The sequence below is a fragment of the Paenibacillus sp. FSL R5-0636 genome, assembly GCF_037974255.1.
Taxonomy (GTDB): domain Bacteria; phylum Bacillota; class Bacilli; order Paenibacillales; family Paenibacillaceae; genus Paenibacillus_AQ; species Paenibacillus_AQ odorifer.
Genome location: NZ_CP150232.1, coordinates 674,795 through 701,161 on the forward strand (window position 1 = coordinate 674,795; position 26,367 = coordinate 701,161).

Below are 26,367 nucleotides of genomic sequence, written 5' to 3' on the forward strand. Positions count from 1 at the left end.
GAGTATGAATGTATAATAAAGTTAGTAAGTACTGCTGTAATATTATCTGACAAACAGTTGAAAAGTGAAGGAGAGTGCAGAGAAATGTCCATGTCTTTTAATCAATATATGAGAGATTCAATTCAGCCTATGCGTGATGACCTGACAAGTATCGGGTTTCAGGAGCTTATGACTCCAGAAGAGGTGGAAGCTACTCTTCCAACCGCAAAAGGAACATCGCTTGTAGTCGTAAATTCGGTCTGTGGTTGTGCTGCTGGACAATGTCGTCCAGGTGTAGCTCAGGCTTTGCAAAATGAAATCACTCCGGATCACTTGTTCACAGTGTTTGCAGGTCAAGAGAAAGAAGCTACTGCTAAAGCACGTGAATATTTTGCTCCTTATCCGCCATCCTCACCTTCCATCGCACTGATGAAGGATGGAGAACTCGTTCACTTTATTGAACGTCATGGCGTAGAAGATCGTTCGGCTGCTGAAATTGCTGCTGAATTGAAAGAGGTCTTCAATCGTTTGTGCCAGTAAAAACAGTTATTCCATATAATCTCGCATCAGCCGGCAAATCGGCTGCATGCGGGATTTTTCAAAATATAAGAGCAATAATGGGATAGAATATGCTTAGAAGCATGAGCTTCGTTTGGGTGGATATTTTGATGGATATGGAACCATTTCTGATGGAACGAGGTGTGTTTGGTGAGTTTACAGAAGGAAATTATTGCGGATCTTGGCGTGAAGCCAACGATTGATGTAGAGGTTGAGGCACGCAAACGGGTTGATTTCTTAAAGTCGTACGTGCTGAACGCAGGGGCTAAAGGATTATTGATCGCCATTAGTGGTGGAGTGGACAGTGCGGTAGCCGCGGGTCTTTGTAAACAGGCTACGGACGAGCTGTCGGCAGAAAAAGGCACAGAGTATATGACGCTTGGAGTATTCCAGCCTTATGGGGTTCAGGAAGATATCGAGCACAGCTATGATGTTGCCAAAGCTTTTAATCTGACTCATACTGTGGAGACCAACATTGAGGAAGCTGTAAATGAAATTGCCCTTGAAGTTGAGCATGGTCTGAAATCAATAGGCCAACACCGCCATATGACGCATCAAGGCAAAGGAAATGTTAAAGCCAGAACACGTATGGTTATGCAATATGCACTCGCTTTTGAGAACAATCTGATTGTAGTAGGAACGGATCATGCTTCTGAAGCAATTACCGGCTTCTACACGAAGTGGGGCGATGGCGCTGTAGATATTACACCACTATCCACACTTAATAAACGTCAGGTACGTCAGCTGGCTGCACATATTGGTGTGCCTGCGGATATTGTCACAAAAGCACCTACGGCGGGCTTATGGCCGGGTCAGACGGATGAAACCGAGCTGGGCATTACTTATGACGATAACAGCGACTATCTGGAAGGTAAACAGGTTAATCCTGAGGTAGCTGAGAAGCTTGAGAATTATTACCGGAGAACGGCACATAAGCGTAATGTTATTCCGGGGATTTAGAATAGGTTGAACTAGAAATCGCCACGGGTCTGCGTAGCAGCAGAGCTCGTGGCGGTTTTTGTGAGTTGGATAGCTGGATAGACAAAGAAGAATAATTATTCTGTAAGCGTAAGTGTCTGATCGATAAAATTAGTTGTCGCAGCAATCGCGAGCTCTAATTGCGGAGTCGTGCCAGCAAAAGGATGCACAGTGTTGAACGTATGATTACCCTCAGGAACCTGCACCCAGCTAATATCTGGCCGAAGTTTGATGAGATGCTCAGACCCTTGGCGGAGATGTACTCCATCTTGACTGCCTTGAATAAGAACAACTGGGAAGGACGCTTTCTGTATGCGTTCAAGGATGTTATAGCGTTCTTTGTTGTTCTCCATATCTTCTAAAATTACAGCATCCAGCGGCATTTGTTGGCCAGTACGTCCATTAAGGACATAGGTTCTTCCTGTTTCCTTCATCTGCTGCTTTTGTTCTTCCGTCAGCAAATCGAGTTTCGTAACCCCGTTCCAGGAGATTACTCCGCTGATCTCATTGGGATGATCAAGCGTGTAGACCAAACAAATTCCCCCTCCGAGACTGTGGCCGAGAAGGAATAAGGGCAGGCTGCCGAATTTCGGGTGTTGGCTAAGATAGGACAACAGGATTTCCATGTCCTTTAAGCTGCGGCGATAGGTGTTGCGGGCGAACTTCTCAAGCTCAGTGAAATGCAGCAGATCTTCCCCGATGCCAGCATGAGAGAAGTTAAAAGTAATTACTTCATGCTCTTGGCTGAGAGTTGTGGCTATGTAAGGAAACATTCCCCAATCTTTAAAACCTTTGTAGCCATGGGCTATAACTATAACGCTTTTGGCTTTGCCTTGGGCTGGGAAGTGTGAGCAGCGGAGAACAGCTCCGTCTCCGGCAGGTATTTCAAAATTACGATGATTCATAGGGTAATCCCCTCTCCATATATAAAAATGAAGTAAATCAGCTAGTCTATCGTGAAGTCGCTGGATAGTCTTATTAGACTTAAAGTGCATTTTCTTTTAAGATAGCAGAAAGAATCTTGCAGGACTATTACTTTTAATAATACTTCATATGATTGATCATACCATTATTGAAGCAAAATGGGATACACGTCCATAAGGAGCGTGAAGTGTTGATTTACGGAATCGGACATGATGTGTTAGAAATTGAACGAATCTCAGAGGTAATAAATAGAGGACTGGGTAAGAAATTTAACCAGCGGGTCTTAACAGAGCAAGAATATCAACTTGCTGAAGAGCGAAGCGGGAGGTTGGCTGAGTTCGTAGCCGGGCGTTTTGCTGCCAAGGAAGCAGTTGTGAAGGCTTTAGGCTGTGGCATCGGCAATGTAGTTGGGTTTCAGGATATTGAGATATTGCCTGATGTTAAAGGAAAACCAGAGGTAACTTTATCGTGTGAAGCCTGGAGCAGACTAAATCTTCCAGATAGACAGAAGTACACCATTCATCTTACGATAACACATGGCCGTGATTTGGCTTCGGCTTTTGCCGTCGTGGAAGGGCTAGGTTCATAAATTGAACCATGATTATAGAAAGGCAAGGAGCGTTATAATGACACAACAAGATCTACAAGTTCAAGACGAACAGGAGCTGCGGGAGGCTAAGCAATATTTCAGCTATCATTTGCTGGAGTGGTATCAAGGGCAGAAACGGGATTTGCCTTGGCGTCGGCACCGCAATCCTTATTATATTTGGATTTCTGAAATAATGCTGCAGCAGACAAGGGTGGATACGGTAATCCCGTATTTCAATCGGTTTATCGAAAGGTTTCCTACCGTGGAGTCGCTCGCCGATGCACCAGAAGAGGACGTGCTTAAGTGCTGGGAAGGCTTAGGTTATTATTCTCGTGCCCGCAATATACAGCATGCGGCCAAACAGGTCAAAGAGCTGTATGGCGGGCAGGTGCCGAATGATCGCGAGGCTGTGTTCAGTTTAAAGGGAGTGGGACCTTATACGGCAGGGGCTATCCTTAGCATTGCGTTCAATCGGCCGGAGCCAGCGGTCGACGGCAATGTGATGCGGGTGTTGTCCCGATACTTCCTGATAGAGGATGATATCGCCAAGGGACCCACCCGCGTAAAAATGGAGCACCTGGCAGCTGAACTGATCCCGGAGGGGGAAGCGGCATCCTTTAATCAGGCCCTGATGGAGCTCGGGGCGCTCGTATGCACTCCTAAGTCACCGCGCTGTTTAACCTGCCCGGTGATGGAGCATTGCGCCGCGCGCCTGGCGGGCTGCGAGACCTCGCTGCCCGTCAAGACCAAGGCCAAGCCGCCGCGCCCTGAGGAGCGGCTGGCGGCCTTAATTGAGGGCCGCGGTGCCCACGCGGGCCAAGTGCTCATCCGGCAGCGGCCACAAAGCGGGCTGTTAGCCCGCATGTGGGAGCTGCCGCACTGGCCAGCGCCGCCTGTGGAAGGCGGCGCCAAAGGCGCGCGGCTGCCGGAAGCAGCGGCGCTGGACCGGCTGCGCCGGTCACTGCGGGAGGCCGGGATCTCTGCCCGGCCTGAAAAGCACTGGATGGCTGCTGAGCATATCTTCAGCCATATCGTGTGGACGCTGCAGGTGTACCGCTGCAGCGTAGAGGACGCCCTTCCGCTGCCGATAGCGGCAGAAGGACGGGCGGTGTACAACGCGGAAGCGGACTTGTTCTCAGGGATCGACAGCAGCATGCCTATCGAGAGATTTGAGGACGGGAACGCTAGTCCAGAGGACGGCGGAGCAGTGCGCTGGATCAGCCGCGAAGACATGGCTAACTATGCGTTCCCTAACGTTTTTCTGAAGCTACTGAACCTTTATTTTGATGAGCAGGAAGAGCGGGCGAAGCTAGAGTAGTAGAAGATTCGCCGTGTTGTGTTGCTAAAGCACTAAATGTACAAAACCTCAGTTTGATGTATGCGCCTAAGTAGAATCGTATGCACCTAAGTATGGTCGTGTGCGCCTAAGTAGGGTCGTATGCACCTAAGTAGGGTCGTATGCACCTAAGCATGGTCGTATGCACCTAAGCAGGGTCGTATGCACCTAAGTAGGATCGTATGCACCTAAGTAGGGTCTTATGCACCTAAGCATGGTCGTATGCACCTAAGTATGGTTGTATGCACCTAAGTATGGTTGTATGCTCTTAAGTATGGTTGTATGCACCTAAGTAGGGTTGTATGCACCTAAGTAGGGGCGTATGCACCAAAGTATGGTCGTATGCACCAAAGTACGGTCGTATGCTTCAGTCTCTTCGTAGCAAATATTTGTTTATTTGGCTTAGACTAGTTCAGTCTTGTTCCAACTAAATTCTTCTGGTGTTCCTATGGCTACGAGAGTGAGTGAAATTTAATTAGGGAATTCTTCCCTAAAAAAAGGTCGATTTGGCTTGTAATTGATCACTTTAGGGAAAACCTCCCTAATAATTGGGCGAATAACGGTTTTTTGCCCATAAAGGATGATTTTTAGGGAGTATTTCCCTAATTACATGTGTTTATGGAGCCTATCGCAGAATTTTAGGGAGTTATTCCCTAATCTATTGCTCAGCGACTCCAAAAGCAGATTTTCATAAGCCGAGTATAGATTTATTGCGATTTATTGCGATTTATTCCGATCCAGTGTATCCATTTAAGCGACGCAAGCGGCGTGAAATGCGGTGTCTGGGAGGATCTCAATCAATCTCTGTCTTTATCTTTATCTTTATATCTCTCTCTATCCAACCTAAACAAAGAAGGTATCCCAGAGCCAATTCGGCTCTGAGATACCTTCTTTTTTAGTTCCATAGCTTAAGCCAAATGTAATTTCTTATTTTGCGCTTTCGTAACGTTTGCCAACTTCTTCCCAGTTTACTACGTTCCAGAACGCTTTGATGTAATCAGGGCGTTTGTTTTGGTAGTTCAGGTAGTAAGCGTGCTCCCATACATCCAATCCGAGGATTGGAGTAGCGCCTTCGCTGATTGGGTTGTCTTGGTTAGGTGTGCTTGTTACTGCCAGTTTGCCATCTTTAACAACTAGCCAAGCCCAGCCGCTGCCGAAACGAGTAGTTGCTGCTGCTGCGAAATCTTCTTTGAATTTTTCGAATCCGCCCAGTTCCTTATCGATAGCTTCAGCCAATGCACCAGTTGGTGCGCCGCCGCCGTTTGGTCCGATAACTTCCCAGAACAGGGTGTGGTTAGCGTGTCCGCCACCATTGTTGCGAACAGCAGTACGGATAGCTTCAGGTACAGCGTTCAGATCTGTAAGAAGCTCTTCAATGCTTTTGCTTTGCAATTCAGGTGCTTTTTCCAAAGCTGCATTCAGATTAGTTACATATGTGTTATGGTGTCTGTCATGGTGAATTTCCATCGTCAATGCGTCGATGTGTGGTTCGAGTGCGTTGTTCGGATAAGGAAGTGCCGGTAATTGAAATGCCATGGAAAAATCCCTCCTGAGTTATATTAGAATTTTGTTATAGATAAAGAATTCTGGCGAACTAACGTCAAAATCCTTTATTGTAAATATGTACTATAGGGTATTCGCCCGATAGGATACCTTAATTAAACCGTATCTAGACCAATAATGCAACACTAAACAAACATAAATGTTTATAAAGTATAATTGGAGAGGGAAAGGGTTTTACAATTGTATTTGGAATGTTAAAATTAATAGTCCCCAATCCTATAGACATATATCCTTATAAATACCCTTTTAATGAAGAAATGAACCCCATCTAAAATGTAAACGCTTGATATTAAGCGCTTTCAAAAGAAAAATGATGATATCACGAGAAAAGTGTGCTTTAATAGATTTAAAAGCAGGTATTCCTCGGTATTTGATGCTTTTTTTTATTTTCTCTATGTTAAGGGAACCCCTTCTTTTTGTTAAATTCATAAGCCATAGACAAGGGAGATTTTAAAGAATGCACGTTCGTTCCTTTCAATTAAGCGACGTTAGCCCTGTGACTGATTTGCTGCAAACCGCATTATCGGAAGAGTGTTTCGAGAACACTATCGAGCCTTTCTCCAGGCAGCTTTCATGGGATTCAGATCTCATTGTAGTTGCGGAAGATGAAGAAGAAATTGTTGGAGCACTGATTGGTACGATTGAGAAAAACCACGGTTGTTATTTCCGGATTGCTGTACATCCTGATTATCGCCGCAGAGGAGTCGGCAGAAGTCTGGTATCGGCTATGGAATCCAGGTTTCAAGCTCGTAAAGTCAGTGGTATCTATGTAGCCGTCGATGAGCATAATTCTTTTGCTTTGCCATTGTATGAAGCTATGGGATATAGCGAGAATCAAATCTTCAAATCTGTCCGGAAGCTGAGCATTGTTGGGTAATTTTGATCACTCAGCTGCGAAAGCGGAAACATTTTCTAGAAAAAAGAACTATAGCTGACGATATAGTCTGTTTCATTCATACTCGAGCGTATTTCCCAGAAGTCCATTGCTAATGGCTGGGAGATATGCTTTTTTATTGTTATAATATCTGCAAGTATAATCTTCAATTATTGAGAACAAGAGGTGACATATTGAATCAGGAGCCCCAAGTAGATTACACGAGAAATAGGAAACAAAGACATAGATCCTCCAGATCCAAGACTACCCTGGGCGGTCGTTTGGTCTCGGAAATGAAGGATTGGCTGCTTACAGCTGTGATTGTTTTTGCTGTGATGTCTGTTCTTAATGTTTTTGTGTTCAATATATCAACAGTTAAAGGTCAGTCTATGCAGCCAACACTCTGGGAAGGAGAAAGGCTCTTCATTAATAAAATTTCATTGCTGTTCGTAAATCCAAAACATGGTGATGTTGTCATTCTTCATGATCCAAGTACCGGTCCTAGTCATAAGGAGTATTTAGTGAAGCGGGTGATTGGCATACCTGGAGATATCATAGAGGTACGGAATCATCAGTTATACGTAAATGGAAAAATAGTGAATGAGCCCTATATCGATACTGAGATTGAAGATCCGGATTTTGCAGCGTTAACCGTAGAAGGTGGCAATTATTTTGTAATGGGCGATAACCGTCATGCATCAGCCAGCAAGGACAGCCGTTACTTCGGCTCTATTTCACAGGATATGATTGTCGGCAGGGCTGATTATATATGGTGGCCTCTGTCAAAACTGAATAGATTATAAGAAAGTAAGCGAAGATATGAAAGGAGAAGGCGGAAATGACCAATACATTTCAGTCATCGTATGCTCCCCCGCCTTCCAAGTGGGCACAGCTTAAAGCAGAGATTCAGGAGGCTGCGACATCACTCGGTATTGATGATATCGGGTTTACAACAGCAGAACCTTTTTTATATTTAAAAAATATACTGCAAGACCATCGGGACAAAGGATATGAATCTGGCTTCGAGGAACCCGATCTGGATAAAAGGACAGTTCCAGCATTGTCTTCTGGAGACAAGCCGTTATCTATTATTTCGATTGCAGTAGCTTATCCATCTAAAATGGAGAAACCTCCTAAATCTGAGCCGGGTGCACGTAGGGGCATCCTCGCCCGGGCATCTTGGGGCAGGGATTATCACCATGTGCTGAGGGAAGCCTTAAGTAAGCTAGAGGAATTTATTCACGAGCGTGTACCGGAGGCTGTGCTGGAAAGCATGGTGGACACCGGTGTTCTAGTAGATAGAGCGGTAGCGGAAAGAGCGGGAATAGGCTTTAGCGGCAAAAATTGTTCTATCATCTCGCCCAAATGGGGATCATGGATTTATCTTGGGGAAATGGTTACGAACATTCCTTTTGCTCCGGATGAACCTGTTGAAGAAGGCTGCGGGGAGTGTACCAAGTGTATTGATGCTTGTCCGACCGGAGCGCTGGTGGGTCCGGGGCAGCTTAACGCACAGGCTTGTATTTCTTTTTTGACGCAGACTAAAGGGTTCCTTAGCGAGGAGTATATGACCAAGATCGGCAACCGTCTATACGGCTGTGATACTTGCCAGATTGTATGTCCCAAGAATAGAGGTAAGAACTGGAATCATCGCCCTCAGATGCAACCTGATCCTGAAATCGTGAAGCCGCTGCTGCTGCCGATTCTGGATCTTAGCAATCGTGAGTTCAAAGAGAGATTCGGCAATAGCTCAGCAGCCTGGAGAGGCAAAAAGCCGATGCAGCGAAATGCGATCATTGCCCTAGGCAATTTCAAGGAAGCCGGGGCTGTGCCAAAGCTATCAGAAATTGTTCTGAAAGAACCGCGGCCAGAGATGCGGGGCACTGCTGCTTGGGCGCTTGGACGTATTGGCGGTGATGAGGCTCTAGCGGCTGTAGAAGCGGGTTTAGAGCGCGAGGAGGATGGCACGGTGAGGGAAATGCTAAGCCGGGCGCAGGATGTGCTCCTTACTGGGAAGAAGGCACGGGAGGACAGCGATATTAATGGAGGAAAAAGTTCATAGACAGGTTGCATATTGCCAATTGCTGTCCAGTTCCTGAAATGCTATGATAGATTCGCGTGCCATATGGCGATGCAGACAATAGAGTGTAGAGGTGGGCTTTAGATGAGTATCGCATTACCTATTATTACATTGGTCGTAGGTCTCATCGGTGGTTTTTTCATCGGTGTATATTATCTGCGCAAACAAATGACAAACATGCAGAATGATCCTGAAATGCTGCAAAAGGTTGCAAAGCAAATGGGTTATAACCTGAACGGGAAGCAAATGCAGCGTGCCCAGCAAATGATGAAGACTCAGGGACAGCCAGGTGCGCGCCCTGGAGCAGCTAAAGGGAATAAACGTAGAAGTAAGTAACCGGGTCCGGATAACATGTATACGGGTGCGGAAGGGGGAGACATCATGGGGAACATCAAGGAATATGTGAACGGTAAAGTTGCAGAGAACCGTGAGCAAATCGAGTATCACGTTGAGAAAATATTAGAATTAATCGGTGAAGATACCGGCCGCGAGGGACTGCTGGAAACACCGGCACGTGTTACGCGGATGTACGAGGAGATATTCGGCGGTTATTCGATAGATCCCCGCGAAGCGCTCGGCGTTACTTTTGATGAGTCTCATGAAGAGCTAGTGATCGTTAAGGATATCGTCTATTACAGCCAATGTGAACACCACATGGCTCCTTTCTTTGGTAAAGTGCATATAGGATACATTCCGAGCGGACGTATTGCTGGGCTCAGCAAATTAGCTCGGCTTGTTGAAGCAGTAAGCCGGCGTCTACAGGTTCAAGAGCGCATTACGGCGCAAATTGCTGATATTATGACGGAGGTGTTAGGCCCCCACGGTGTTATGGTTGTTGTGGAGGGAGAGCATCTGTGTATGTGTGCACGCGGAGTGAAGAAGCCAGGCAGCAAAACGGTAACTATGGCTACTAGAGGGGTCTTCCGTGAGGATGCCGCCGCTCGTGCGGAGTTTCTAAGCTTGATTAAGGAATAAATATCGGGGTGCATACCTCGAAATTGGAAGGACCCATCGTTCACGTAATGTGAATGATGGGTCCTTTTTGGTCAGGCTGTGGGAATAAGAGTGATGTTCACTGTGAATTGAAATAATATCAAAAGGGCTTCCAGGCCAGTTTACTGGCAGCAGCATAACGTTCTGAGACGTAAGGCCAGTTAACGACCTTCCACCAATCCTCAATATAATCGGCCCGATTATTCTGATGTTTAAGGTAATAGGCATGCTCCCATACATCCAGAGCCAGTAACGGAACAACGTCCCATTGTGACAGGTTCTGATGTTTCTCCGCAGTCAAAATCTCCAGTCTATGACTGCGTGGACTCCAGACGAGAATAGCCCAGCCGCCACCTTCAACCTTATTCGCAGCTTCTGTGAACTGTTTCTTGAAGTTGTCATAGCTGCCGAAGCTTTGTTCAATGGCTTCCAGTAAGGCTCCAGTTGGACGCCCGCCACCTTGAGGTGACATTACGTTCCAGAAGATTGTATGGAGATAGTGGCCAGCCCCATTAAAGGCTAGCTCCCGTTCCCAATGCTTAACAAGATCGAAATCTCCTTTCTTGCGAGCCTCGGCTAGCTTGTTCTCCGCTTTGTTTAGTCCATCTACATAACTTTGATGGTGTTTATCATGATGAATCCGCATGGTTTTCTCATCGATGTATGGTTCCAGCGCATTATAAGCATAAGGCAATGGAGGCAGTGTATGCCCGCCAATTGGCACAGCACTCATTTCACGAATATCAAGGATAGTATCTGTAGAAGGAATAAGTCCCTCATTCCGCGTGACATTGTCCTCTTCTGTTCTTACGACATAGTCGGCTGCTGTATAATCTCTCATAATTTGCGTGAGCTGTCCGGGCGAGCTCAAAGTGTGTAGTACGGCAAGGAAATACTCTGATTCACGAATAATATGCAGGATCACAGTGGTAGCAAGGGGGACGGCTTTGACGGCTGCGCTGCTTTCCATGATGGCAAAAAGCTGCCGAACAAATTCTTGGGATTGGGTACAGGAGATGTGCAGCAGCTTTTCTGTTTCCGCAGTGAGTTCAGCCTGACTTGGTGGAGAAGCAGAGAGGGCAGAATTCAATAACTGTTGAGCGGCCATCTCTGTGGCACCGAAGACCACCGCCCATTCATCCAGCAGTTTAACATAGGGCTCCTCCAGGTTAGGTACGATTGCTTTGATAACCTCGGTATGCTCTTTCTCTTGTGTTTTCCAGAATACGATTTCTTCTAAAATACGTACTGGCAGCATCGGCCCGTATACATATAACATTCCAAGAAAACCTCCCGTGATATGTCTTCATCAGTCCATTATATGTGTGCTCATGATAGCTTATGAAGAGCATAAGAACGCGATAATAATATCGTTGACAACCGTTTGATATGGTGAAATAATACAGGAAAATAAAGGCAATGATACCGAAAGGTACAACCTCGCGAAAAGGAGGGTGTACCTTTTTTTGTCGTGTGGACCGATTAATGAAATCCTTTGGGGTAGCAGAAAAACTTTGAGAAATGAGATGAGGGTATGAACAAGCTTGAGAAGAAACAATTTTATAATCAGCTGTTAAAATTAGCGGTACCGATATCCCTCCAAAGTCTAGTCATGGCGGTGCTGTATTTAGTAGATCAATTGATGGTAGGGCAGCTTGGGGGAGTAAAGATCGAAAGAGCATCACACCACTACTGGGATTAAGTCTTGGAATTGGCCTGATATTGTCGGGTTCATTTACGATAGTTGTTTTTTTCAACCCTCGGCTATGCCTGTCTATTTTTACAACGGATAAAGAAGTGTTGGAGAAGGGGTACATTTTTCTAAAAATCGTTGCCCTCAGTTATATTCCAACGATGTTGACGATGCTCTATTCGGCGGTTCTACGAAGTTCAGGACATGTAAAGTATCCAATGGGTGTGAGCATAGCTGCTGTAGGACTGAATATTATTTTAAACTATGCGCTTATTTTTGGGCATTGGGGGTTTCCAGAGCTTGGACTTGCAGGTGCGGCATATGCAACGTTAATCTCACGTATAGTCGAAAGTACCTTGATCATCGGAGCTGTGTATCGCGGGAAACTGCCGGGTGCCGGAGGAATTAAGGAGCTGAGTTCGTTTTCGAAAGCGCTGTGTATACCTTTTTTAAGAACGATAGCGCCTATTGTTTTAACGGAATTGGTTTGGGTTTTAGGTGAAGCTTGTTATTCCGTAATATATAGCCGTATGGGCACAGCAGAGATGACCGCTATGACAGTGACCTTTCCGCTGCAGGGGTTGACGATTGGACTTCTGGCTGGGCTTTCTGGTGCAGCTGGGATTATGGTCGGACATAAGCTGGGAGAGAATAATAATGCAGGTGCTTTTCAGTATGCTCGTTTTTTTGTTCGAATAGGAGTAGGGATTTCATTGCTGCTTGGTGTTCTTATTGCTGTTCTAGCCCCGCTCTACGTCTCAGCCTTTAACTTAACAGTGGAAGAACGCCGAATGGCCACTTCTGTTATCTGCTTTTTTGCTCTTTTTTTATGGATAAAGGTGGGCAATATGATGATTGCGGGAGGGATTCTGCAGAGTGGTGGCGATAGTAAGTTCGTCTTTATTATGGAAGCCTCTACAACTTGGTTGCTTGGGGTGCCTCTAGGGCTACTGTTGTCATGGGGATGGAAACAGCCTCTTCCCTGGGTATACTTCTTTCTGTCCCTGGAAGAGGCTGTTCGATTGGTTATAGGTTACGTGCGTTTTCGCCGTGGTAAATGGTTGAAGCAACTGACCCATCAGGGGACAGAGGCGGATTGTAGTGCTTAACTAGTTACTTGCCATCGCCGGCTGATTGCCATTGTAGGTTTTGGCTAGTTGAACATTTCCTAAGAAAGCAGAGACTCGCCGCAAATACTCACGCGGGTGCTCACGGAACAGCAATTCATGATGGCTGCCCTCTACGACCCAGGAATCTGAGAACGGATTGCTTTGGTTCGCGGCCAGCTTTTCTGCAATAGGATAAGGAGCTTTATCATCTTCGGTTCCATGCATGAGTAGAATAGGGAAAGGATAATCTTCGGATTTGACCTTCGCATAAGGAATTTGATTCAGCCCCGTACCGTTCAGAACTGGGAACAGCATTTCCATAATCGCCAGGGAAGGCTGGCGGGGCAGATCAATATTTTGCTTAATATTATGATACAGCGTATCTGGCTCTAACAAAAAGGTACTGTCCAGAATCATCGCGTCAATGTCCTCTGATACTAATCCTGTTTGCAGTGCTGTGCCTGCTCCCATGGAGAAGCCCCATACAACTAACTCCTCAGCTCCACGTTCCTTAGCAAAATCAATAGCGCCTAGAAGCTGCTGGGATTCTTTTTTACCCCCGGTTGCAATATCCTTGTTGCCTTGGGCAGCAAAGCCGTAATCAAACATCACGACATTGAAATTCAGACTGTGTGCATAGTGAGCGAGATCGTACATAGGTACCCAAGATTCTTCACGGTTGGCGCCATAGCCATGGCTGAACACGATCGTTTTGGTAGCCCCTTCGGAGGGAATATACCAGCCGCTCATCATTCGACTGCCGTCTTTAGCTGGAAACGTCACATCCTCGTATGCGAGACCTTTGGCCTGCATGGGATTGGAATACAGAGGTGCGACCGTTGGATTAGATAATACCCAGGCGATATAGCCATGAAGTGAGACAAAGCAGTAGGCTAAAAAGAAAAAAATAGATAATAGCAGTGCAACGATAATATGCTTCACACGAATCATCCGCAGCGATAGCCGGGACGAACTGCCTTGTTTAGGTAGTTTAGGTCGACGGGAGACGGTTGTGCCGGTTTGGCGAGTTGCCAGATCCATATGGTCCCCTCCTAAGAATGATGTGAGTACTAGTGCCTAGAAGAATTTGTAAAAATGATTCTAAAGCATCAGTAGATAATTTAATATGTTAATCGTATGAAAAAGCCCTTACAAAGTCAATGAATTAGACGCTTTTGTAATGTAACTGTAAAGTGCGGCCCAACCTTTTCCGGCACATTTTTGGCACAACTCCGGAGGAGTGAATATACTGGACTTTCCATAGAGTTTTGCACTAAGATAGAGTTAGTTATAATGTAACCGAGTTTCATTTGATGAAACACGAGGGGGAGATTGTCATGGAGGACCGAAAGCTTACAGTGCGTGCGGTAGAACGTGCGCTTGATATATTGCTTTGTTTTACGCAGGACAGAGATTTAGGGTTGACGGAGATCGCTTCAAAGATTGATTTACATAAAAGTACCGTCCATCGGCTGCTGGCAACCTTGGAGGAAAAGGGCTTCCTCATTCGTAATCCGGCCACTGAGAAATACAGCCTGGGTATACGAATTTGGGAATTGTCTACGCATTTGCCTGCTTTTGATGAGTCGGCTGCGGTATTGTTGCCGTCAATGGAACGGCTGCGGGATCGGCTAGGGGAGACCGTTAGTTTATACTTACGCGACGGCATAGAACGTGTGCGGATTCAGGCGGTTCAGAGTCAGCAGGCCATACGGCGAGTGGCGCAGATCGGTGCGAGATTGCCTTTATCTGTGGGCGCATCAAGTAAAGTGCTGGCAGCCTATGCTCCTCCAGAGGTGCTGAAAGAATTGCTGGAGAGTTCGGGATGGCCGGACTACGTTGAGAAGGATGTCTATCAAGAGCAGCTTAATGACATTATCCGGCTCGGATATGCCACCAGTTTCGAGGAACGCGAGCCCGGCGCGGCCGCGGTGGCGGTGCCTGTTACGGGGCGCAGTGGAAATGTGATCGCGGCGTTATCACTGTCAGGTCCAGTAAGTCGCCTATCAAGGGATACGTTAGTGGAATATGCCGCGGTACTGAAGGAAGCGGCTAGTGAAATGGGCATGATGATTCCTTAATTCGCTGGCTGAGACATATAAGAAACTAAGCAGCGATCTCTCTGTTACTGGAGGATCGCTGTTTTGATGTTTTGGGGAGGGATGCTTAGTCGATTGTGGGTAAAGTGGCAGGAAACGATGGGTAACTGAGGGGGAATTGATGGCCTGATGAGTGACTGATGAGTGACTGATGGGTAACTGATGGGTAACTGACGGTCTGACGGGTAGCTGATGGGATGATAGATGCGTAACTGATGGCTAATCAACAGCTAACTGATGACTAACTAACGGCTCCCCACCTTGCGTTTGTATGGTGAGCTTCAGTGAATATACGTACCTTTGGGAGCCTCAGTAACTCGTAATGCTGAGGCACGAGCGTTTGAACCCAGGGCCTAGATAGGCAGAGGGACGGAGGGGCGGGAGGGTAGAGAAACCACCACGAACCCACGAACCCATGAACCCACGAGCCAATGAACCCACGAGCCAATGAACCTACGAGCCAACGAGCCAACGAGCCAACGAACTCACGAGCCAACGAACTCACGAACCCACGAGCCAACGAACTCACGAGCCAACGAACTCACGAACCCACGAACCTACGAGCCAATGAACCCACGAACTCACGAGCCAACGAACTTACGAGCCAATGAACCCACGAACTCACGAGCCAACGAACTCACGAACCCACGAGCCAATGAACTCACGAACCCACGAGTCAATGAACCCACGAACCAATGAACTCATGAACTCATGAACTCACGAACCCACGAGTCAACGAACCCACGAGCCAAGGAACCCACGAACCCACGAACCCACGAGTCAACGAACTCACGAACCCACGAACCCACGAACCCACGAACCCACGAACCCACGAGCCAATGAACCCACGAACCCACGAGTCAATGAACCCACGAACCAATGAACTCATGAACTCACGAACTCACGAACCCACGAGCCAATGAACCCACGAACCCACGAACCCACGAACCCACGAGTCAACGAACCCACGTATCTCATAACTCGTACACAAGTAATCTCGGGTTGTTATTTAGATCTTCCCTGAGGCTTCCGGACTCAGAAGACGCTATTAGCCCATTTAAAGCCTTTTGGGCATAGTTTCGGACCCCAGTGCAGCTATTCGACCCAAACGGGAACCTTTAGTGTGTTTTTCATGCCAATAGCGACTATGGAGTCCGATCGCACGCCAAAAGTCGGATATTCGAGCGTATAGAGTCATCTGGGTCCGATAGCGCGGAATCCTAGGCGTCCCCTGAGACGTGCGGACTCAGAAGACGCTATTAGCCCATTTAAAGCCTTTTGGGCATAGTTTCGGACCCCAGTGCAGCTATTCGACCCAAACGGGAACCTTTAGTGTGTTTTTCATGCCAATAGCGACTATGGAGTCCGATCGCACGCCAAAAGTCGGATATTCGAGCGTATAGAGTCATCTGGGTCCGATAGCGCGGAATCCTAGGCGTCTCCTGAGGCGTGCGGACTTAGGGGACGCTATTTGCGAATTTACAGCCAGTTTGGCAGAGTTGCGGACCCCAGTGCAGCTATTCGACCAAAACGGGAACCTTTAGTGTGTTTTTCATGCCAATAGCGACTATGGAGTCCGATCGCACGCCAAAAGTCGGATAATCGAGCGTATAGAGTCATCTAAGTCCGACAGCACGCCAAATATCGGATAATCCAGCGTATAAGGTCAGCTGAGTCCGATAGCGCCGAATCCTACTGATGCCCGAGGCTTACAGGTCCCGAAGTCGGATATAGCTACGTTTAAAGCCGGCTGATTCCGTAAGTTGTCCGTGAATTGCTTCGAGCTGCTCCTATGCGCGAATATCATCGAATCAAACGACGCTTGGAGTTTGGAACCAGCAACGCAGCAATGGTGAAGATCCAAAAGACAAGGGCACCCCACCCGCCACAAATTGGCTGCTGGAACCACCCCATAAAAAAGGGACTGCTCACAGCCACTCATGGCCGTGAAACAGTCCCTTTTTAAGTTACTTTAAACCTATTCTACCGACACCGCGGAAGAGTCTGTAGCATCTGCCAGCATCTGGCGAAGAACAGTCTGCAGGATACCGCCGTTGCGATAGTAATCAATATCGACTGTACTGTCGAGTCGTGCAATGACAGGGAAATCGAATTGTGTGCCGTCTTCACGGGTAGCCGTGACAGTTAGCTCTTGACTTGGTGCCACGTTGTTATCGAGACCAGTAATATTGAAGGTCTCGCGTCCGGTCAGTCCCAAGCTGCTCCAGCCGTGGCCTTCTTGGAATTGAAGTGGGAGTACACCCATACCGACCAGATTGCTGCGGTGAATCCGCTCAAAGCTTTCAGCGATAACTGCTTTAACGCCAAGCAGAAGCGTACCCTTAGCTGCCCAGTCACGTGAGCTTCCTGTACCGTACTCCTTACCAGCGATGACGATCAGATTTTGTCCAGCATCCTGATAGAGCATGGAAGCATCATAGATGGACATAACCTCGTCGCTTGGCAAGAAGGTAGTAACGCCGCCTTCTGTACCAGGAGCTACTGCGTTACGAATCCGAATGTTAGCGAACGTACCGCGCATCATGACTTCGTGGTTTCCGCGGCGGGAGCCGTAGGAGTTGAAGTCTGCACGTTCTACACCATGATCGCGCAAATATTCGCCAGCAGGACCAGAGGTAGAGATATTACCCGCTGGTGAGATATGGTCGGTTGTCACGGAATCAGCAAGCAGCGCTAGAACGCGTGCATCTTTGATATCCTTGATGTCTCCCAGACCGTCTGCCAGATGTTCGAAGAATGGCGGATTCTGGATGTACGTGGAATTATCATCCCACTCATACAGCTCGCCTTGCGGAACAGGAATCGAATTCCAACGTTCGTTAGCGGTGAATACATTTTCGTATTTGCTACGGAACATCTCCGGACTAAGGGAGAGACCAATGGCTTCACGAATTTCAGCAGTAGTTGGCCAGATATCTTTCAGGAATACTGGCTCACCTTGTGGATCAAATCCAAGTGGCTCAGTCTGCAAATCGATATTTACTGTACCAGCCAGTGCGTAAGCAACTACGAGCGGCGGTGAGGCCAAGTAGTTAGCTTTTACCTGAGCATGTACGCGGCCTTCAAAGTTCCGGTTACCGGAGATGACTGCGGCTACGGTCATGTCATTGTCAGTAATGGCTTGACTAACTTCTTCAGGCAATGGACCGGAGTTACCGATACAAGTGGCACAGCCATAACCAGCCAAGTAGAAGCCTAATGCTTCGAGTGGCTTCAGCAAGTCTGCTTTTTGCAGGTATTCAGTAACCACCAAGGATCCTGGAGTCAAGCTGCTCTTAACGTAATCTGGTTTGGTCAGACCACGTTCCACAGCTTTTTTCGCCAAAAGACCTGCTCCAAGCATAACGCTAGGGTTAGAAGTATTCGTACAGCTAGTAATAGCTGCGATTACGACTGCACCTGTGCTGAGCTTGCTAGTAGTATCGTTTTTGTGCTGTACTTCTACGACTTGAGCGATTTTCTCATCGCTGAGACCATAACCGCCTTTGTCTACAGGTGTACGGATAATGCCTTCGAAATTTTCTTTCATATGCGTAAGTTCGATCCGGTCTTGCGGACGTTTTGGTCCAGCCAAGCTAGGAACGACAGAAGCTAAGTCAAGCTCAATCACATCGCTGAACTCAGGGTCTGGCGTATCCGAGGTACGGAACATCCCTTGCGCTTTGTAATAAGATTCAACCAACGCCACCAGATCATCCGGACGACCCGTGCTGCGAAGATAAGCGAGTGTCTCGTCATCTACAGGGAAGAAACCAATAGTTGCTCCGTATTCTGGCGCCATGTTGGCAACAGTTGCCCGGTCAGCCAGACTGATGTTAGCAAGGCCGGGTCCGTAGAATTCGACGAATTTGCCGACTACGCCCTTTTTACGCAACATTTCAGTTACTGTCAGTGCCAAATCCGTTGCTGTAGCCCCTTCGATAAGGCTGCCTGTAAGCTTGAAGCCCACTACATCAGGTGTAACAAAATAGAGCGGTTGTCCAAGCATTCCTGCTTCAGCCTCAATGCCACCTACACCCCAGCCCACAACACCCAGACCATTGATCATCGTGGTATGGGAGTCCGTTCCTACAAGGGAATCTGGATAAACGACAGTTTCACCATCGATAGTTTTAGTAGTGGCAACGGAAGCTAAATACTCTAGATTTACCTGGTGCACGATACCTGTTGCCGGTGGAACTGCACGGAAGTTGTTAAAAGCTGTCTGTGCCCAACGAAGGAAACGGTAACGCTCCTCGTTGCGTTCGAACTCAACGTTCATATTGTATTCCAAGGCGTCTGCTGTACCGAAAGCATCAACCATGACAGAGTGGTCAATTACAAGGTCAACCGGGACAAGCGGATTGATCTGTTTAGGATCTCCTCCGGCTTTTTTTACAGTATCACGCATAGCTGCGAGATCCACGACTACCGGAACTCCGGTGAAATCCTGAAGCACGATACGAGCAGGGATAAATGGAATTTCTTTATTACGGTCAATGTCACCTGACCAATCGGCCAGTTGTTTCACATGTTCTTCAGTAATTGCCCGTCCGTCAAACTGACGAACAGCAGCCTCTAGTAGGACTTTGATCGAAAAAGGCAGGGAAGAAATAGAGCCCAATCCTTGTTCCTCAAGGGACTTCAGATCATAATAGCGATAAGATTTGCCGCCTGATTCCAGGGTCCGAGCCAATGAAAAATGATCCTTGCTTGGCATATATGCGCCTCCTTGTTTCGTCTAATGAAACCCAATTTCAAATTGCTTCTAGCTTAATTATAACGGTTACAAAGTGGGGAGTAAAGTTTTTTTTCCTACATCTAAAGCCCGAATTATGCCTGAGAAAATGCCAAGCTACCCTTCCATTGTTATATTGTATCGTTTCGGGATATTCTTTTTACCTCAAAAAGAGCCATTAAAAGGAGATAATACGAAGGAATTCACCGGAATCCTTGGTTTTACTTATTTATTAGGGGAAATGCAGGCAGAATTTCTCTTCCTCAGTTATTAGGTGATATGGTCCTCGTTGTCGATGTTTGATTGAGATGTCGTACTTGGGGTTAGAGTTTTTACTTGAAACATCCTTAACTATTCAACCGATCTGTATAGCGGCCTGTTTCCTTTCATATACATAGAACAGCAGTTAAAAGGGAAAGAAGGGGCGCGAGTATAATGGAACAACAGTGGAAGCAAAGTCTTTATGTATATGTTGATCAAGTGAATAAGGCCAGGGTGGAGCCTAAGTCATCATCGCATACCGTTTCCGTGTCCGTTAAGGATCCGCGTTTTCTGGTAGAACAAGGGGAGCGTTCAAGACGTCTTGCTGAGTGGTATAAAGAACGTGGGATAACTCCTTTGCGCGGAGAGACAGGGGTTAAGACTTTGCGGACCGTCCGGCAGACTCCGACCGAGGTAGTAGCAGAGGTTACACTGCATAGTGCGCTTTATTATGAAAAAGGCGGCGTTAACCACCGCGAGGATATTATCGAGCTGGAGCGGCTGACCTTTGTACGGGACGGTGGGGGCTGGGAGATTGCTGGAGTGGAACGAAGTGTCCCTGAAAGAAATACGGTTCATCGGGCAGAGGTAGAGCTATCGGGCAGACTATCCAAATGGGGAGAGGCTTTGCCGGCACCGCTGCCATCACAGCCCCTGCTTAACCGGAATGTTCTCGGAGAAATTGCCGGTTCAAGAGAGGTTCGTTATAACCGTGAAGAAGCTGTGGCGTATGCCGACCGCTGGTGGAAAGACGGCAATCCGGAGTTCGAAACCTTCGAGGTGGACTGCACAAATTATGTCTCCCAATGTCTCTTTGCAGGGGGAGCACCTATCAACTATACTGGTAAAAGAGAAACGGGCTGGTGGTACAAAGGTTACCAAGGCAAACAAGAATGGTGGAGCTATAGCTGGGCTGTATCAGACAGTCTGCAACGCTATTTGAGCGGAAGTCGGAGCAGTGGCTTGCGTGCGGAAGTCATGGAGCGGCCGGAGCAATTGATGCTGGGCGATATCATTCAATATGACTGGGATGGCAACGGGCAGTATCAGCACAGCACAATCGTCACAGCTTTTGATGCAGGAGGCATGCCGCTTGTGAATGCACGTACCGTTAGCAGCCGTCATCGCTATTGGGACTATCGTGATTCCTACGCATGGACTGATCAAACGAAATACCGTTTTTTTCATATTAACGACTACTTATAGTACAGAAAGAGGTTAAGGGAATGGGGAACGCAAAACTAACCGTAGGGCTGGTGTACGGGGGCAAATCAGGAGAACATGAGGTATCGCTACAGACGGCTTTTGCCGTGATGAACTCATTTGATTATGATAAATATGAGATTATACCTTTTTACATTTCAAAACAGGGATTGTGGAAGGTTGGAGAGAAGTTATCAGCGCCTTACAGCCAAGTGGAGCAGCTCAAGCTTGCAGAAGCGACCGAAGATATGGGCACAGCCCTGAACGTGGTATTTAGTGGGTTATCCGGTGCGGACAAAACAGTGGACGTAATGTTCCCGCTGCTGCACGGCACGTATGGTGAGGACGGAACGATTCAAGGGTTGTTCGAAATGGCGAATATTCCTTACATCGGTGCTGGTGTTCTTGCCTCTTCGGCAGGTATGGATAAGGTTGTCATGAAGAAGCTGTTCGCTGATGCCGGCCTGGATCAATGCGAGTATTGTTATTTCAACATCAGCGCTTGGAAAAGAAAACGTCATGAGTTGATTGTTGGTGTAGAGGATAAACTGGGATATCCGGTATTCGTGAAGCCTGCCAATCTAGGCTCAAGTGTAGGTATTTCTAAGGCTGCTGATAAGGATAGTCTTGTAAAAGCAATTGATTTTGCTTTCCGTTATGACACCAAAGTTATTATTGAGGAGTTTGTGGATGCGCGTGAGGTAGAGGTTGGCGTGCTTGGAAATGATGAACCAGAAGCCTCTGTTCCGGGTGAAATCGTTTCTTCTGGTGAATATTATGATTACGCAGCCAAATATACGGACGGCAAATCGCAAATGATGATTCCTGCACCAGTGGATTCTGAAGTGGCCGATCGTTTGCGGGAGTCCGCGATAGTTGCTTTTCGAGCGATTGAGGGCAGTGGAATTACCCGGGCAGACTTCTTCTTGCGAAAATCGGATGGTAAAATTCTAATTAACGAAGTGAACACGATGCCTGGTTTCACTCCTTACAGCATGTATCCGCTATTGTGGCGTGAGACGGGTGTATCTTATAGAGCTCTGTTAGACCGAATGATTGAGTTAGCCTTGGAGCGCTATAATTTTAAACAAGGTCTTAAGTACGACAATGAGTAATAGAAGCTATAGCGGGAATATCCCGACTGGAAGGAGAGAAGAACATGGGTTTTCAAACAGAATTCAACTCCGTCTGCAAATTCAAGAGTGAACAAGAGCTGTACGAGCTGCTGGAATATGGGCGCACCAAAATGGTGAAACAAGGCTTTCGTGTGTATCCAACAGGTCAGAAGGTTATTGCTTACACCCCTGAGAACGTAGCTGTAGCCATTGTCAAAATTTCAGCCTCGATTGCAGAGATTAATTTTCAAGGACATGAGGTTACCGCGGTAGAGATGGAGCTTGTGCGTAAGCTGAATGAAGAAGAGTCCAGAGTGCAGACGGCTTTGGCTGAGGAAATGTTTTTTGGAGCACAGGGATGATTGTCCGCTTCGGATATGTAGCGATGTCCACCGTTATCAAAGACTGCTCCCCATCTAAGACAATGACGATGGCCTCTTTTAAGAAGCTGGATGACCGTGAAGCGGCACTTCGGCGTTTGGAGAACATCGCTAGAATGAATCTGCATAATACGCTGCGGTTGATGAAGCATAATGTGGCTTCGGACATCATGGTGTACCGCCTCACTTCCAAAATCATTCCTCTGGCGACGCATCCGGATTTGCAGGACTGGAATCCGTTTGCGGCGCTCGCCGAGGAATTTGCGGAAGTGGGCCAATATGTGAAAAAGCACGGGCTGCGTGTTTCTTTTCATCCAGATCACTTTACAGTACTTAGTACACCCCGTCCGGAGGTGCTGATAAACTCCGTACGGGATTTGCAGTACCATGTGGACATGCTGGTTGCTATGGGGCTTCCTGCCATGGCGAAGAACAATATCCATATTGGCGGAGCTTATGGGGACAAGCCTGTAGCGGCGAAGCGATTCGAGGAGCATTTCCGCGCGCTGCCGTCAGCGCTGCAGGAGCGTATAACGCTGGAAAATGACGATAAGACATTTACAGCTCCGGAGACACTGGCAGTCAGTCAGAGCGTAGGATTACCGATGGTGCTGGATATTCACCACCAATGGGTGAATAATGAAGGAGAGCTCCCTTGGGAGCTGTGGCCTGACATTTTGAAGACATGGCGAAGCGAGCTAGCACAGAAGGATGTTCCTTCGGGAGAGCTTTTGCCGCCTAAGATTCATGTTTCCAGTCCGCGCAGCCCGTCTGATCCGCGCAGCCATGCGGATGGCGTGGAACCTGCGCCTTTGCTGGCTTTTCTGAAACGTATCGCCGCAGATACGCCTGCTGTCGATGTTATGATTGAGGCGAAACTAAAAGATGGCGCGTTATTTGGATTGATGGAGGCTATGAAGGAGCTGGCTGAGGCTGGTAACGGAATTTCCTTATTAAATGGGGCAAGCGTGAATATTGAACCTTAAACAATGAAAATAAGGAGATAGGTCCCGAATACGGGTCCTATCATGACTTGATATGTAACTTGAAATAGGGTACGTTGAATGAAACTTTAATCGCTTATCGTCTTTATATGGACCTAGGGCATTTATGCTCGCAGGTGAGAATTGGGTCCTCTTTTGGCGGAAGTTTGGGAACTTGGGGAACGTTTTGACGTATTGCACGGTATTGTGAATAGGATTGCTTTAGAATTAAAGCCATTGGCGATTATGTTCAAGAAAGTGGAGTGAAGATATGAGTCCTTTAAATCCAGAGGGTAAGAATGAACGTGAACCCTATGTAGTAACAAGCAAGGGACATACGGCGGTGGCCATTAATGCGGCTGCCAAAGCAGGAGAATGGATAAAGAGCAGACAGGGTCTCGTGAAGGAGCTGAATACAAAGACTTCAGCACAAGATCTGGTTACGGAAGTTGATAAAGGCGTTGAGCAAATGATTCGCAGGCTGATCCTGACACATTTTCCCGACCATGCCATTCTCGGGGAAGAAGGGGTTTCCCCGGGAGCAGCAGCGGCTACCGCTGCATTGGAAGAAGCTCGTGAGCATGAATATTTGTGGATTGTAGATCCTGTAGATGGTACGACTAATTTCGTACACGGATTTCCTTTTTACTGTGTCTCCATAGCATTGGTGATTCGCGGTGAACTAACAGTAGGCGTTATTTATGATCCGACTCGTGATGAAATGTTCGTCGCTGAAAAAGGAAAGGGAGCTTACATGCACGGTGTTCCTACCTCGGTTTCTACGGAGACTGATTTTGGGGACAGCCTGATCGCTATGGGCTTTCCGCCGGATCGTGAGTTTGCACAACCTGTGAATATGGCCGGACTGCAAAGTATTCTTCCGCAGATTCGTGGTATTCGTGCCGGAGGCGCGGCTGCTCTACATTTAGCTTATGTGGCGGCAGGCCGGGTAGATGGCTATTGGGAAGTGGGCTTAAGCCCTTGGGATTGTGCAGCAGGAGTACTGCTTGTACTTGAATCAGGAGGCAAGATTACGGATACCCTAGGACGTTCATATGATATTGGTACACGCCATGTAGTAGCAAGTAATGGCCACATTCACGAATATTTGGTTTCGTCACTGAAGAATGCTGAAGCAACAGGATATAAGCTTTAGGGAGGACGATACAGCATGAGTGAGAAGGATGATTTGGAACGCAAGCTGAGCGAAATGTTGGTAGATGGTGAGATGGAACAAGGCGATCGTACGGCTAAAGAAATCCGGGAAATCTCACCTAAATATGAAATTCGTATTCAGACTACGCTCGATCCTATTGTGGAAGAAACATTGCGTTATCGTAAGATTGGATATGAGCTGGATGACCGGTATGATAAATATCTGGAGCGTGCAGGGCAGAAGTTAGAGTCAGATGAAGATTCAGACAAATAATAGCCAGTGATTTGCGAGGGGCGGTTTCCTGAATATAGGAGGCCGCTCTTTTGCGTTGCTACCCTGGGATGGTAGAATGGAATTAGAACAATTTGGGAGGGATACGATGCTAGGCAATTGGAAAAAAATTTGGGCAGCTGGCATAAGCAGCCTGCTTTTGTTATCTGCGCTGATTAGCGTAGGAGCAGGCACGGCAAATGCGGCTGACACGACTGCAATACAAGACTCTGGGCAGGATGTCTTTCGCATCGTAGCTCTAGGTGATTCCATTACTGCTGGCTACGAGCCAGGAATGACGGACGTGAATACCAAGCCATACGGCTATGCGGAGAGATTGCTTGAGCAGGGCTGGTATCATGGCAGAAGTGCACTTACTAATTATGGTATCCTAGGCCTGACTACGGCCGGATTACGTAATTACACAGGAGCAATCAAGGATGGTTCAGTGATTACTGCTGAAGGAGTTCAGGCAGGTCTCCCAGATCCACGAATAGAGCAGTTCGTGAAGCTAACTCCGCAGATCGCAGCAGAGCTTAAGGAAGCTGATCTGATTACCATTACGATTGGTGGGAATGATGTAAGCAGTCTGTTCTTGCAGTTCAAGGAGCTGACGGATGCGGATTTCCAAACACAGCTGGACCAGCGGTTAGCGGATTATCAAACAAATGTGAAGGCAGTGCTGGAGAATATTCGTGCGGTAAGTCCGCAAGCGACGATTATACTGGCCGATCAATATCAACCTGCCCCTAAGGTCGCGCTTGGTCAAATGTACAACAGACTAATGACGGCAGCGGGCAAATTTACGGAAGCAGCGGATAGTGTAGCTGCAAGCGTAAATCAAGAGGGAGCGAAGGTGCTTGTAGCTCATGTTGCGGCAAAGTTTGCCGGGGTAGAAGGCTCGCTGACACATATTATTGGAGCAGGGCAAACTGATTTTCACCCAACGCAGCTTGGATATGAGACTATTGCTAAGGTTTTCGCGGAGTTACAATGGGGAGAGTATCGTGTTCCTACTGTAGCTACAATGGCTACTGCATCGGTACCGATGTCGATTGTAGTGAAGGGCGTGGAGTTGAATACACCCAATAAGCCTATCCTTAAAAATGGGCAGAATTTTTTGGCGCTGAAAGATATTCTAAATGCCGTGGGCGCAAGCGGGAAGTGGGATAACAAAACCTCCAGCGCTACCATCGTGTATGGCGGAAGAACCGTTGTGATCACCATTGGCTCGAAATTTATTAAGGTGAATGGAGAGAACGTGGCTATTGATACTCCAGCTTTTCTGCAAAAGGTAGGTAAGGAGGACAAAACCTACTTACCCCTTGCCGCTTTGGCGACAGGACTTGGATTCGATGTTAATTACAGCAGCAAACTGCGAACTGCTTTCATAAATCCATAAAGCTGCATACTATACATCATAAGAAATTAAATTAAGCCCGTAAGGAAAAGGTGGATGGAATATTGTCTAGTTCAAAATATAATG

Annotated in this window: 25 protein-coding genes and 1 pseudogene; 20 read left to right on the forward strand and 6 right to left on the reverse strand. The window is 47.2% G+C overall.

Annotated features, from left to right (window positions below; all coding sequences use genetic code 11):
- The first annotated feature begins 84 nt into the window (after positions 1–84).
- Together MKX34_RS02985 and nadE are read left to right on the forward strand one after the other, a co-directional pair.
- Positions 85–519, forward strand: coding sequence for a BrxA/BrxB family bacilliredoxin (locus MKX34_RS02985; RefSeq protein WP_036676813.1), 435 nt, complete (start codon positions 85–87; stop codon positions 517–519).
- A gap of 168 nt (positions 520–687) precedes the next feature.
- Positions 688–1,497, forward strand: coding sequence for an ammonia-dependent NAD(+) synthetase (gene nadE, locus MKX34_RS02990; protein WP_036676815.1), 810 nt, complete (start codon positions 688–690; stop codon positions 1,495–1,497).
- A 95-nt stretch (positions 1,498–1,592) separates the two neighbouring features.
- Here the strand turns inward: nadE and MKX34_RS02995 are convergent, their stop codons facing one another.
- Positions 1,593–2,420 carry an alpha/beta fold hydrolase gene (locus tag MKX34_RS02995; protein WP_036676817.1) on the reverse strand — a complete coding sequence of 276 codons (828 nt, stop codon included), beginning with the start codon at positions 2,418–2,420 and terminating at the stop codon, positions 1,593–1,595.
- A gap of 209 nt (positions 2,421–2,629) precedes the next feature.
- Here MKX34_RS02995 and acpS point away from each other — a divergent pair, with 209 nt between their 5' ends.
- Together acpS and mutY are read left to right on the forward strand one after the other, a co-directional pair.
- The gene (gene acpS, locus MKX34_RS03000; RefSeq protein ID WP_076101391.1) at positions 2,630–3,028 is read left to right on the forward strand and encodes a holo-ACP synthase; all 399 of its coding nucleotides are present in this window, start codon (positions 2,630–2,632) and stop codon (positions 3,026–3,028) included.
- Positions 3,029–3,065: 37 nt separating this feature from the next.
- Positions 3,066–4,346, forward strand: coding sequence for an A/G-specific adenine glycosylase (mutY, locus tag MKX34_RS03005; protein ID WP_076105969.1), 1,281 nt, complete (start codon positions 3,066–3,068; stop codon positions 4,344–4,346).
- Positions 4,347–5,291: 945 nt separating this feature from the next.
- On the opposite strand, the gene MKX34_RS03010 is transcribed toward mutY, so the two are convergent.
- On the reverse strand, positions 5,292–5,900 hold the full coding sequence (locus tag MKX34_RS03010; RefSeq protein WP_036676820.1) for a superoxide dismutase: 609 nt from the start codon (positions 5,898–5,900) through the stop codon (positions 5,292–5,294).
- 484 nt (positions 5,901–6,384) lie between these two features.
- Here MKX34_RS03010 and MKX34_RS03015 point away from each other — a divergent pair, with 484 nt between their 5' ends.
- From MKX34_RS03015 to folE, 5 genes and pseudogenes are all read left to right on the forward strand, one after another.
- A complete protein-coding gene (locus tag MKX34_RS03015) occupies positions 6,385–6,804 on the forward strand; it encodes a GNAT family N-acetyltransferase (RefSeq protein WP_036676822.1) in 420 nt (139 codons plus the stop codon).
- A gap of 191 nt (positions 6,805–6,995) precedes the next feature.
- Positions 6,996–7,604 (forward strand): signal peptidase I, encoded by a 609-nt coding sequence (gene lepB, locus MKX34_RS03020; protein ID WP_036676825.1) that lies wholly within the window; start codon positions 6,996–6,998, stop codon positions 7,602–7,604.
- 35 nt (positions 7,605–7,639) lie between these two features.
- Positions 7,640–8,794: pseudogene (gene queG / locus MKX34_RS03025) on the forward strand (tRNA epoxyqueuosine(34) reductase QueG); the annotation flags it as partial.
- Positions 8,795–8,965: 171 nt separating this feature from the next.
- Entirely contained in the window at positions 8,966–9,217 is a 252-nt protein-coding gene (locus MKX34_RS03030) for a YneF family protein (protein ID WP_036676828.1), read from the forward strand.
- A gap of 45 nt (positions 9,218–9,262) precedes the next feature.
- Positions 9,263–9,856: a GTP cyclohydrolase I FolE gene (gene folE, locus MKX34_RS03035; protein WP_036676830.1), complete on the forward strand. Its 594-nt coding sequence runs from the start codon at positions 9,263–9,265 to the stop codon at positions 9,854–9,856.
- Between the two features lie 118 nt (positions 9,857–9,974).
- Here the strand turns inward: folE and MKX34_RS03040 are convergent, their stop codons facing one another.
- Entirely contained in the window at positions 9,975–11,153 is a 1,179-nt protein-coding gene (locus MKX34_RS03040) for a Fe-Mn family superoxide dismutase (protein ID WP_076105973.1), read from the reverse strand.
- Between the two features lie 255 nt (positions 11,154–11,408).
- Here MKX34_RS03040 and MKX34_RS03045 point away from each other — a divergent pair, with 255 nt between their 5' ends.
- Complete coding sequence (locus MKX34_RS03045; protein ID WP_256715522.1) at positions 11,409–11,576, forward strand: hypothetical protein; 168 nt, start codon at positions 11,409–11,411, stop codon at positions 11,574–11,576.
- 8 nt (positions 11,577–11,584) lie between these two features.
- Positions 11,585–12,676 carry an MATE family efflux transporter gene (locus MKX34_RS03050; protein ID WP_256715524.1) on the forward strand — a complete coding sequence of 364 codons (1,092 nt, stop codon included), beginning with the start codon at positions 11,585–11,587 and terminating at the stop codon, positions 12,674–12,676.
- Here MKX34_RS03050 and MKX34_RS03055 read toward each other — a convergent pair whose 3' ends face one another.
- Positions 12,677–13,717 (reverse strand): alpha/beta hydrolase, encoded by a 1,041-nt coding sequence (locus MKX34_RS03055; protein ID WP_143763770.1) that lies wholly within the window; start codon positions 13,715–13,717, stop codon positions 12,677–12,679.
- Positions 13,718–14,013: 296 nt separating this feature from the next.
- Between MKX34_RS03055 and MKX34_RS03060 the strand changes: the two genes are divergently transcribed.
- The gene (locus MKX34_RS03060) at positions 14,014–14,757 is read left to right on the forward strand and encodes an IclR family transcriptional regulator (protein ID WP_036676839.1); all 744 of its coding nucleotides are present in this window, start codon (positions 14,014–14,016) and stop codon (positions 14,755–14,757) included.
- Positions 14,758–15,484: 727 nt separating this feature from the next.
- Here the strand turns inward: MKX34_RS03060 and MKX34_RS03065 are convergent.
- Entirely contained in the window at positions 15,485–15,664 is a 180-nt protein-coding gene (locus tag MKX34_RS03065) for a hypothetical protein (protein ID WP_339204381.1), read from the reverse strand.
- A gap of 1,089 nt (positions 15,665–16,753) precedes the next feature.
- The gene (gene acnA, locus MKX34_RS03070; protein WP_076106042.1) at positions 16,754–19,495 is read right to left on the reverse strand and encodes an aconitate hydratase AcnA; all 2,742 of its coding nucleotides are present in this window, start codon (positions 19,493–19,495) and stop codon (positions 16,754–16,756) included.
- Positions 19,496–19,610: 115 nt separating this feature from the next.
- Between acnA and MKX34_RS03075 the strand changes: the two genes are divergently transcribed.
- From MKX34_RS03075 to MKX34_RS03110, 8 genes are all read left to right on the forward strand, one after another.
- Positions 19,611–19,787, forward strand: a complete 177-nt coding sequence (locus MKX34_RS03075; RefSeq protein WP_218918667.1) for a hypothetical protein — start codon at positions 19,611–19,613, stop codon at positions 19,785–19,787.
- Positions 19,788–19,945: 158 nt separating this feature from the next.
- On the forward strand, positions 19,946–20,980 hold the full coding sequence (locus MKX34_RS03080) for an amidase domain-containing protein (RefSeq protein WP_036679850.1): 1,035 nt from the start codon (positions 19,946–19,948) through the stop codon (positions 20,978–20,980).
- A 20-nt stretch (positions 20,981–21,000) separates the two neighbouring features.
- Positions 21,001–22,092, forward strand: coding sequence for a D-alanine--D-alanine ligase (locus tag MKX34_RS03085; RefSeq protein WP_036679852.1), 1,092 nt, complete (start codon positions 21,001–21,003; stop codon positions 22,090–22,092).
- A gap of 44 nt (positions 22,093–22,136) precedes the next feature.
- Entirely contained in the window at positions 22,137–22,454 is a 318-nt protein-coding gene (locus MKX34_RS03090) for a hypothetical protein (protein ID WP_036679853.1), read from the forward strand.
- Positions 22,451–23,458 carry a UV DNA damage repair endonuclease UvsE gene (gene uvsE, locus MKX34_RS03095; RefSeq protein ID WP_076106044.1) on the forward strand — a complete coding sequence of 336 codons (1,008 nt, stop codon included), beginning with the start codon at positions 22,451–22,453 and terminating at the stop codon, positions 23,456–23,458. Before MKX34_RS03090 ends, uvsE begins: the two co-directional genes overlap by 4 nt.
- Before the next feature lie 268 nt (positions 23,459–23,726).
- Positions 23,727–24,611, forward strand: a complete 885-nt coding sequence (locus MKX34_RS03100; RefSeq protein WP_036679857.1) for an inositol monophosphatase family protein — start codon at positions 23,727–23,729, stop codon at positions 24,609–24,611.
- A gap of 15 nt (positions 24,612–24,626) precedes the next feature.
- On the forward strand, positions 24,627–24,884 hold the full coding sequence (locus tag MKX34_RS03105; RefSeq protein ID WP_036679858.1) for a hypothetical protein: 258 nt from the start codon (positions 24,627–24,629) through the stop codon (positions 24,882–24,884).
- A 106-nt stretch (positions 24,885–24,990) separates the two neighbouring features.
- On the forward strand, positions 24,991–26,283 hold the full coding sequence (locus tag MKX34_RS03110; protein ID WP_076106079.1) for a stalk domain-containing protein: 1,293 nt from the start codon (positions 24,991–24,993) through the stop codon (positions 26,281–26,283).
- Positions 26,284–26,367 lie beyond the last annotated feature (84 nt).

Excerpts from the sequence above, each read along its gene's own strand:
- MKX34_RS02985 (WP_036676813.1), top strand. The coding sequence starts at position 85 with ATGTCCATGTCTTTTAATCAATATATGAGAGATTCAATTCAGCCTATG.
- MKX34_RS02995 (WP_036676817.1), bottom strand. The coding sequence starts at position 2,420 with ATGAATCATCGTAATTTTGAAATACCTGCCGGAGACGGAGCTGTTCTC.
- mutY (WP_076105969.1), top strand. The coding sequence starts at position 3,066 with ATGACACAACAAGATCTACAAGTTCAAGACGAACAGGAGCTGCGGGAG.
- MKX34_RS03010 (WP_036676820.1), bottom strand. The coding sequence starts at position 5,900 with ATGGCATTTCAATTACCGGCACTTCCTTATCCGAACAACGCACTCGAA.
- MKX34_RS03015 (WP_036676822.1), top strand. The coding sequence starts at position 6,385 with ATGCACGTTCGTTCCTTTCAATTAAGCGACGTTAGCCCTGTGACTGAT.
- MKX34_RS03030 (WP_036676828.1), top strand. The coding sequence starts at position 8,966 with ATGAGTATCGCATTACCTATTATTACATTGGTCGTAGGTCTCATCGGT.
- folE (WP_036676830.1), top strand. The coding sequence starts at position 9,263 with ATGGGGAACATCAAGGAATATGTGAACGGTAAAGTTGCAGAGAACCGT.
- MKX34_RS03040 (WP_076105973.1), bottom strand. The coding sequence starts at position 11,153 with ATGTTATATGTATACGGGCCGATGCTGCCAGTACGTATTTTAGAAGAA.
- MKX34_RS03045 (WP_256715522.1), top strand. The coding sequence starts at position 11,409 with ATGAACAAGCTTGAGAAGAAACAATTTTATAATCAGCTGTTAAAATTA.
- MKX34_RS03055 (WP_143763770.1), bottom strand. The coding sequence starts at position 13,717 with ATGGATCTGGCAACTCGCCAAACCGGCACAACCGTCTCCCGTCGACCT.
- MKX34_RS03060 (WP_036676839.1), top strand. The coding sequence starts at position 14,014 with ATGGAGGACCGAAAGCTTACAGTGCGTGCGGTAGAACGTGCGCTTGAT.
- MKX34_RS03065 (WP_339204381.1), bottom strand. The coding sequence starts at position 15,664 with ATGAGTTCATTGGTTCGTGGGTTCATTGACTCGTGGGTTCGTGGGTTC.
- acnA (WP_076106042.1), bottom strand. The coding sequence starts at position 19,495 with ATGCCAAGCAAGGATCATTTTTCATTGGCTCGGACCCTGGAATCAGGC.
- MKX34_RS03075 (WP_218918667.1), top strand. The coding sequence starts at position 19,611 with ATGCCTGAGAAAATGCCAAGCTACCCTTCCATTGTTATATTGTATCGT.
- MKX34_RS03085 (WP_036679852.1), top strand. The coding sequence starts at position 21,001 with ATGGGGAACGCAAAACTAACCGTAGGGCTGGTGTACGGGGGCAAATCA.
- MKX34_RS03090 (WP_036679853.1), top strand. The coding sequence starts at position 22,137 with ATGGGTTTTCAAACAGAATTCAACTCCGTCTGCAAATTCAAGAGTGAA.
- uvsE (WP_076106044.1), top strand. The coding sequence starts at position 22,451 with ATGATTGTCCGCTTCGGATATGTAGCGATGTCCACCGTTATCAAAGAC.
- MKX34_RS03100 (WP_036679857.1), top strand. The coding sequence starts at position 23,727 with ATGAGTCCTTTAAATCCAGAGGGTAAGAATGAACGTGAACCCTATGTA.
- MKX34_RS03105 (WP_036679858.1), top strand. The coding sequence starts at position 24,627 with ATGAGTGAGAAGGATGATTTGGAACGCAAGCTGAGCGAAATGTTGGTA.
- MKX34_RS03110 (WP_076106079.1), top strand. The coding sequence starts at position 24,991 with ATGCTAGGCAATTGGAAAAAAATTTGGGCAGCTGGCATAAGCAGCCTG.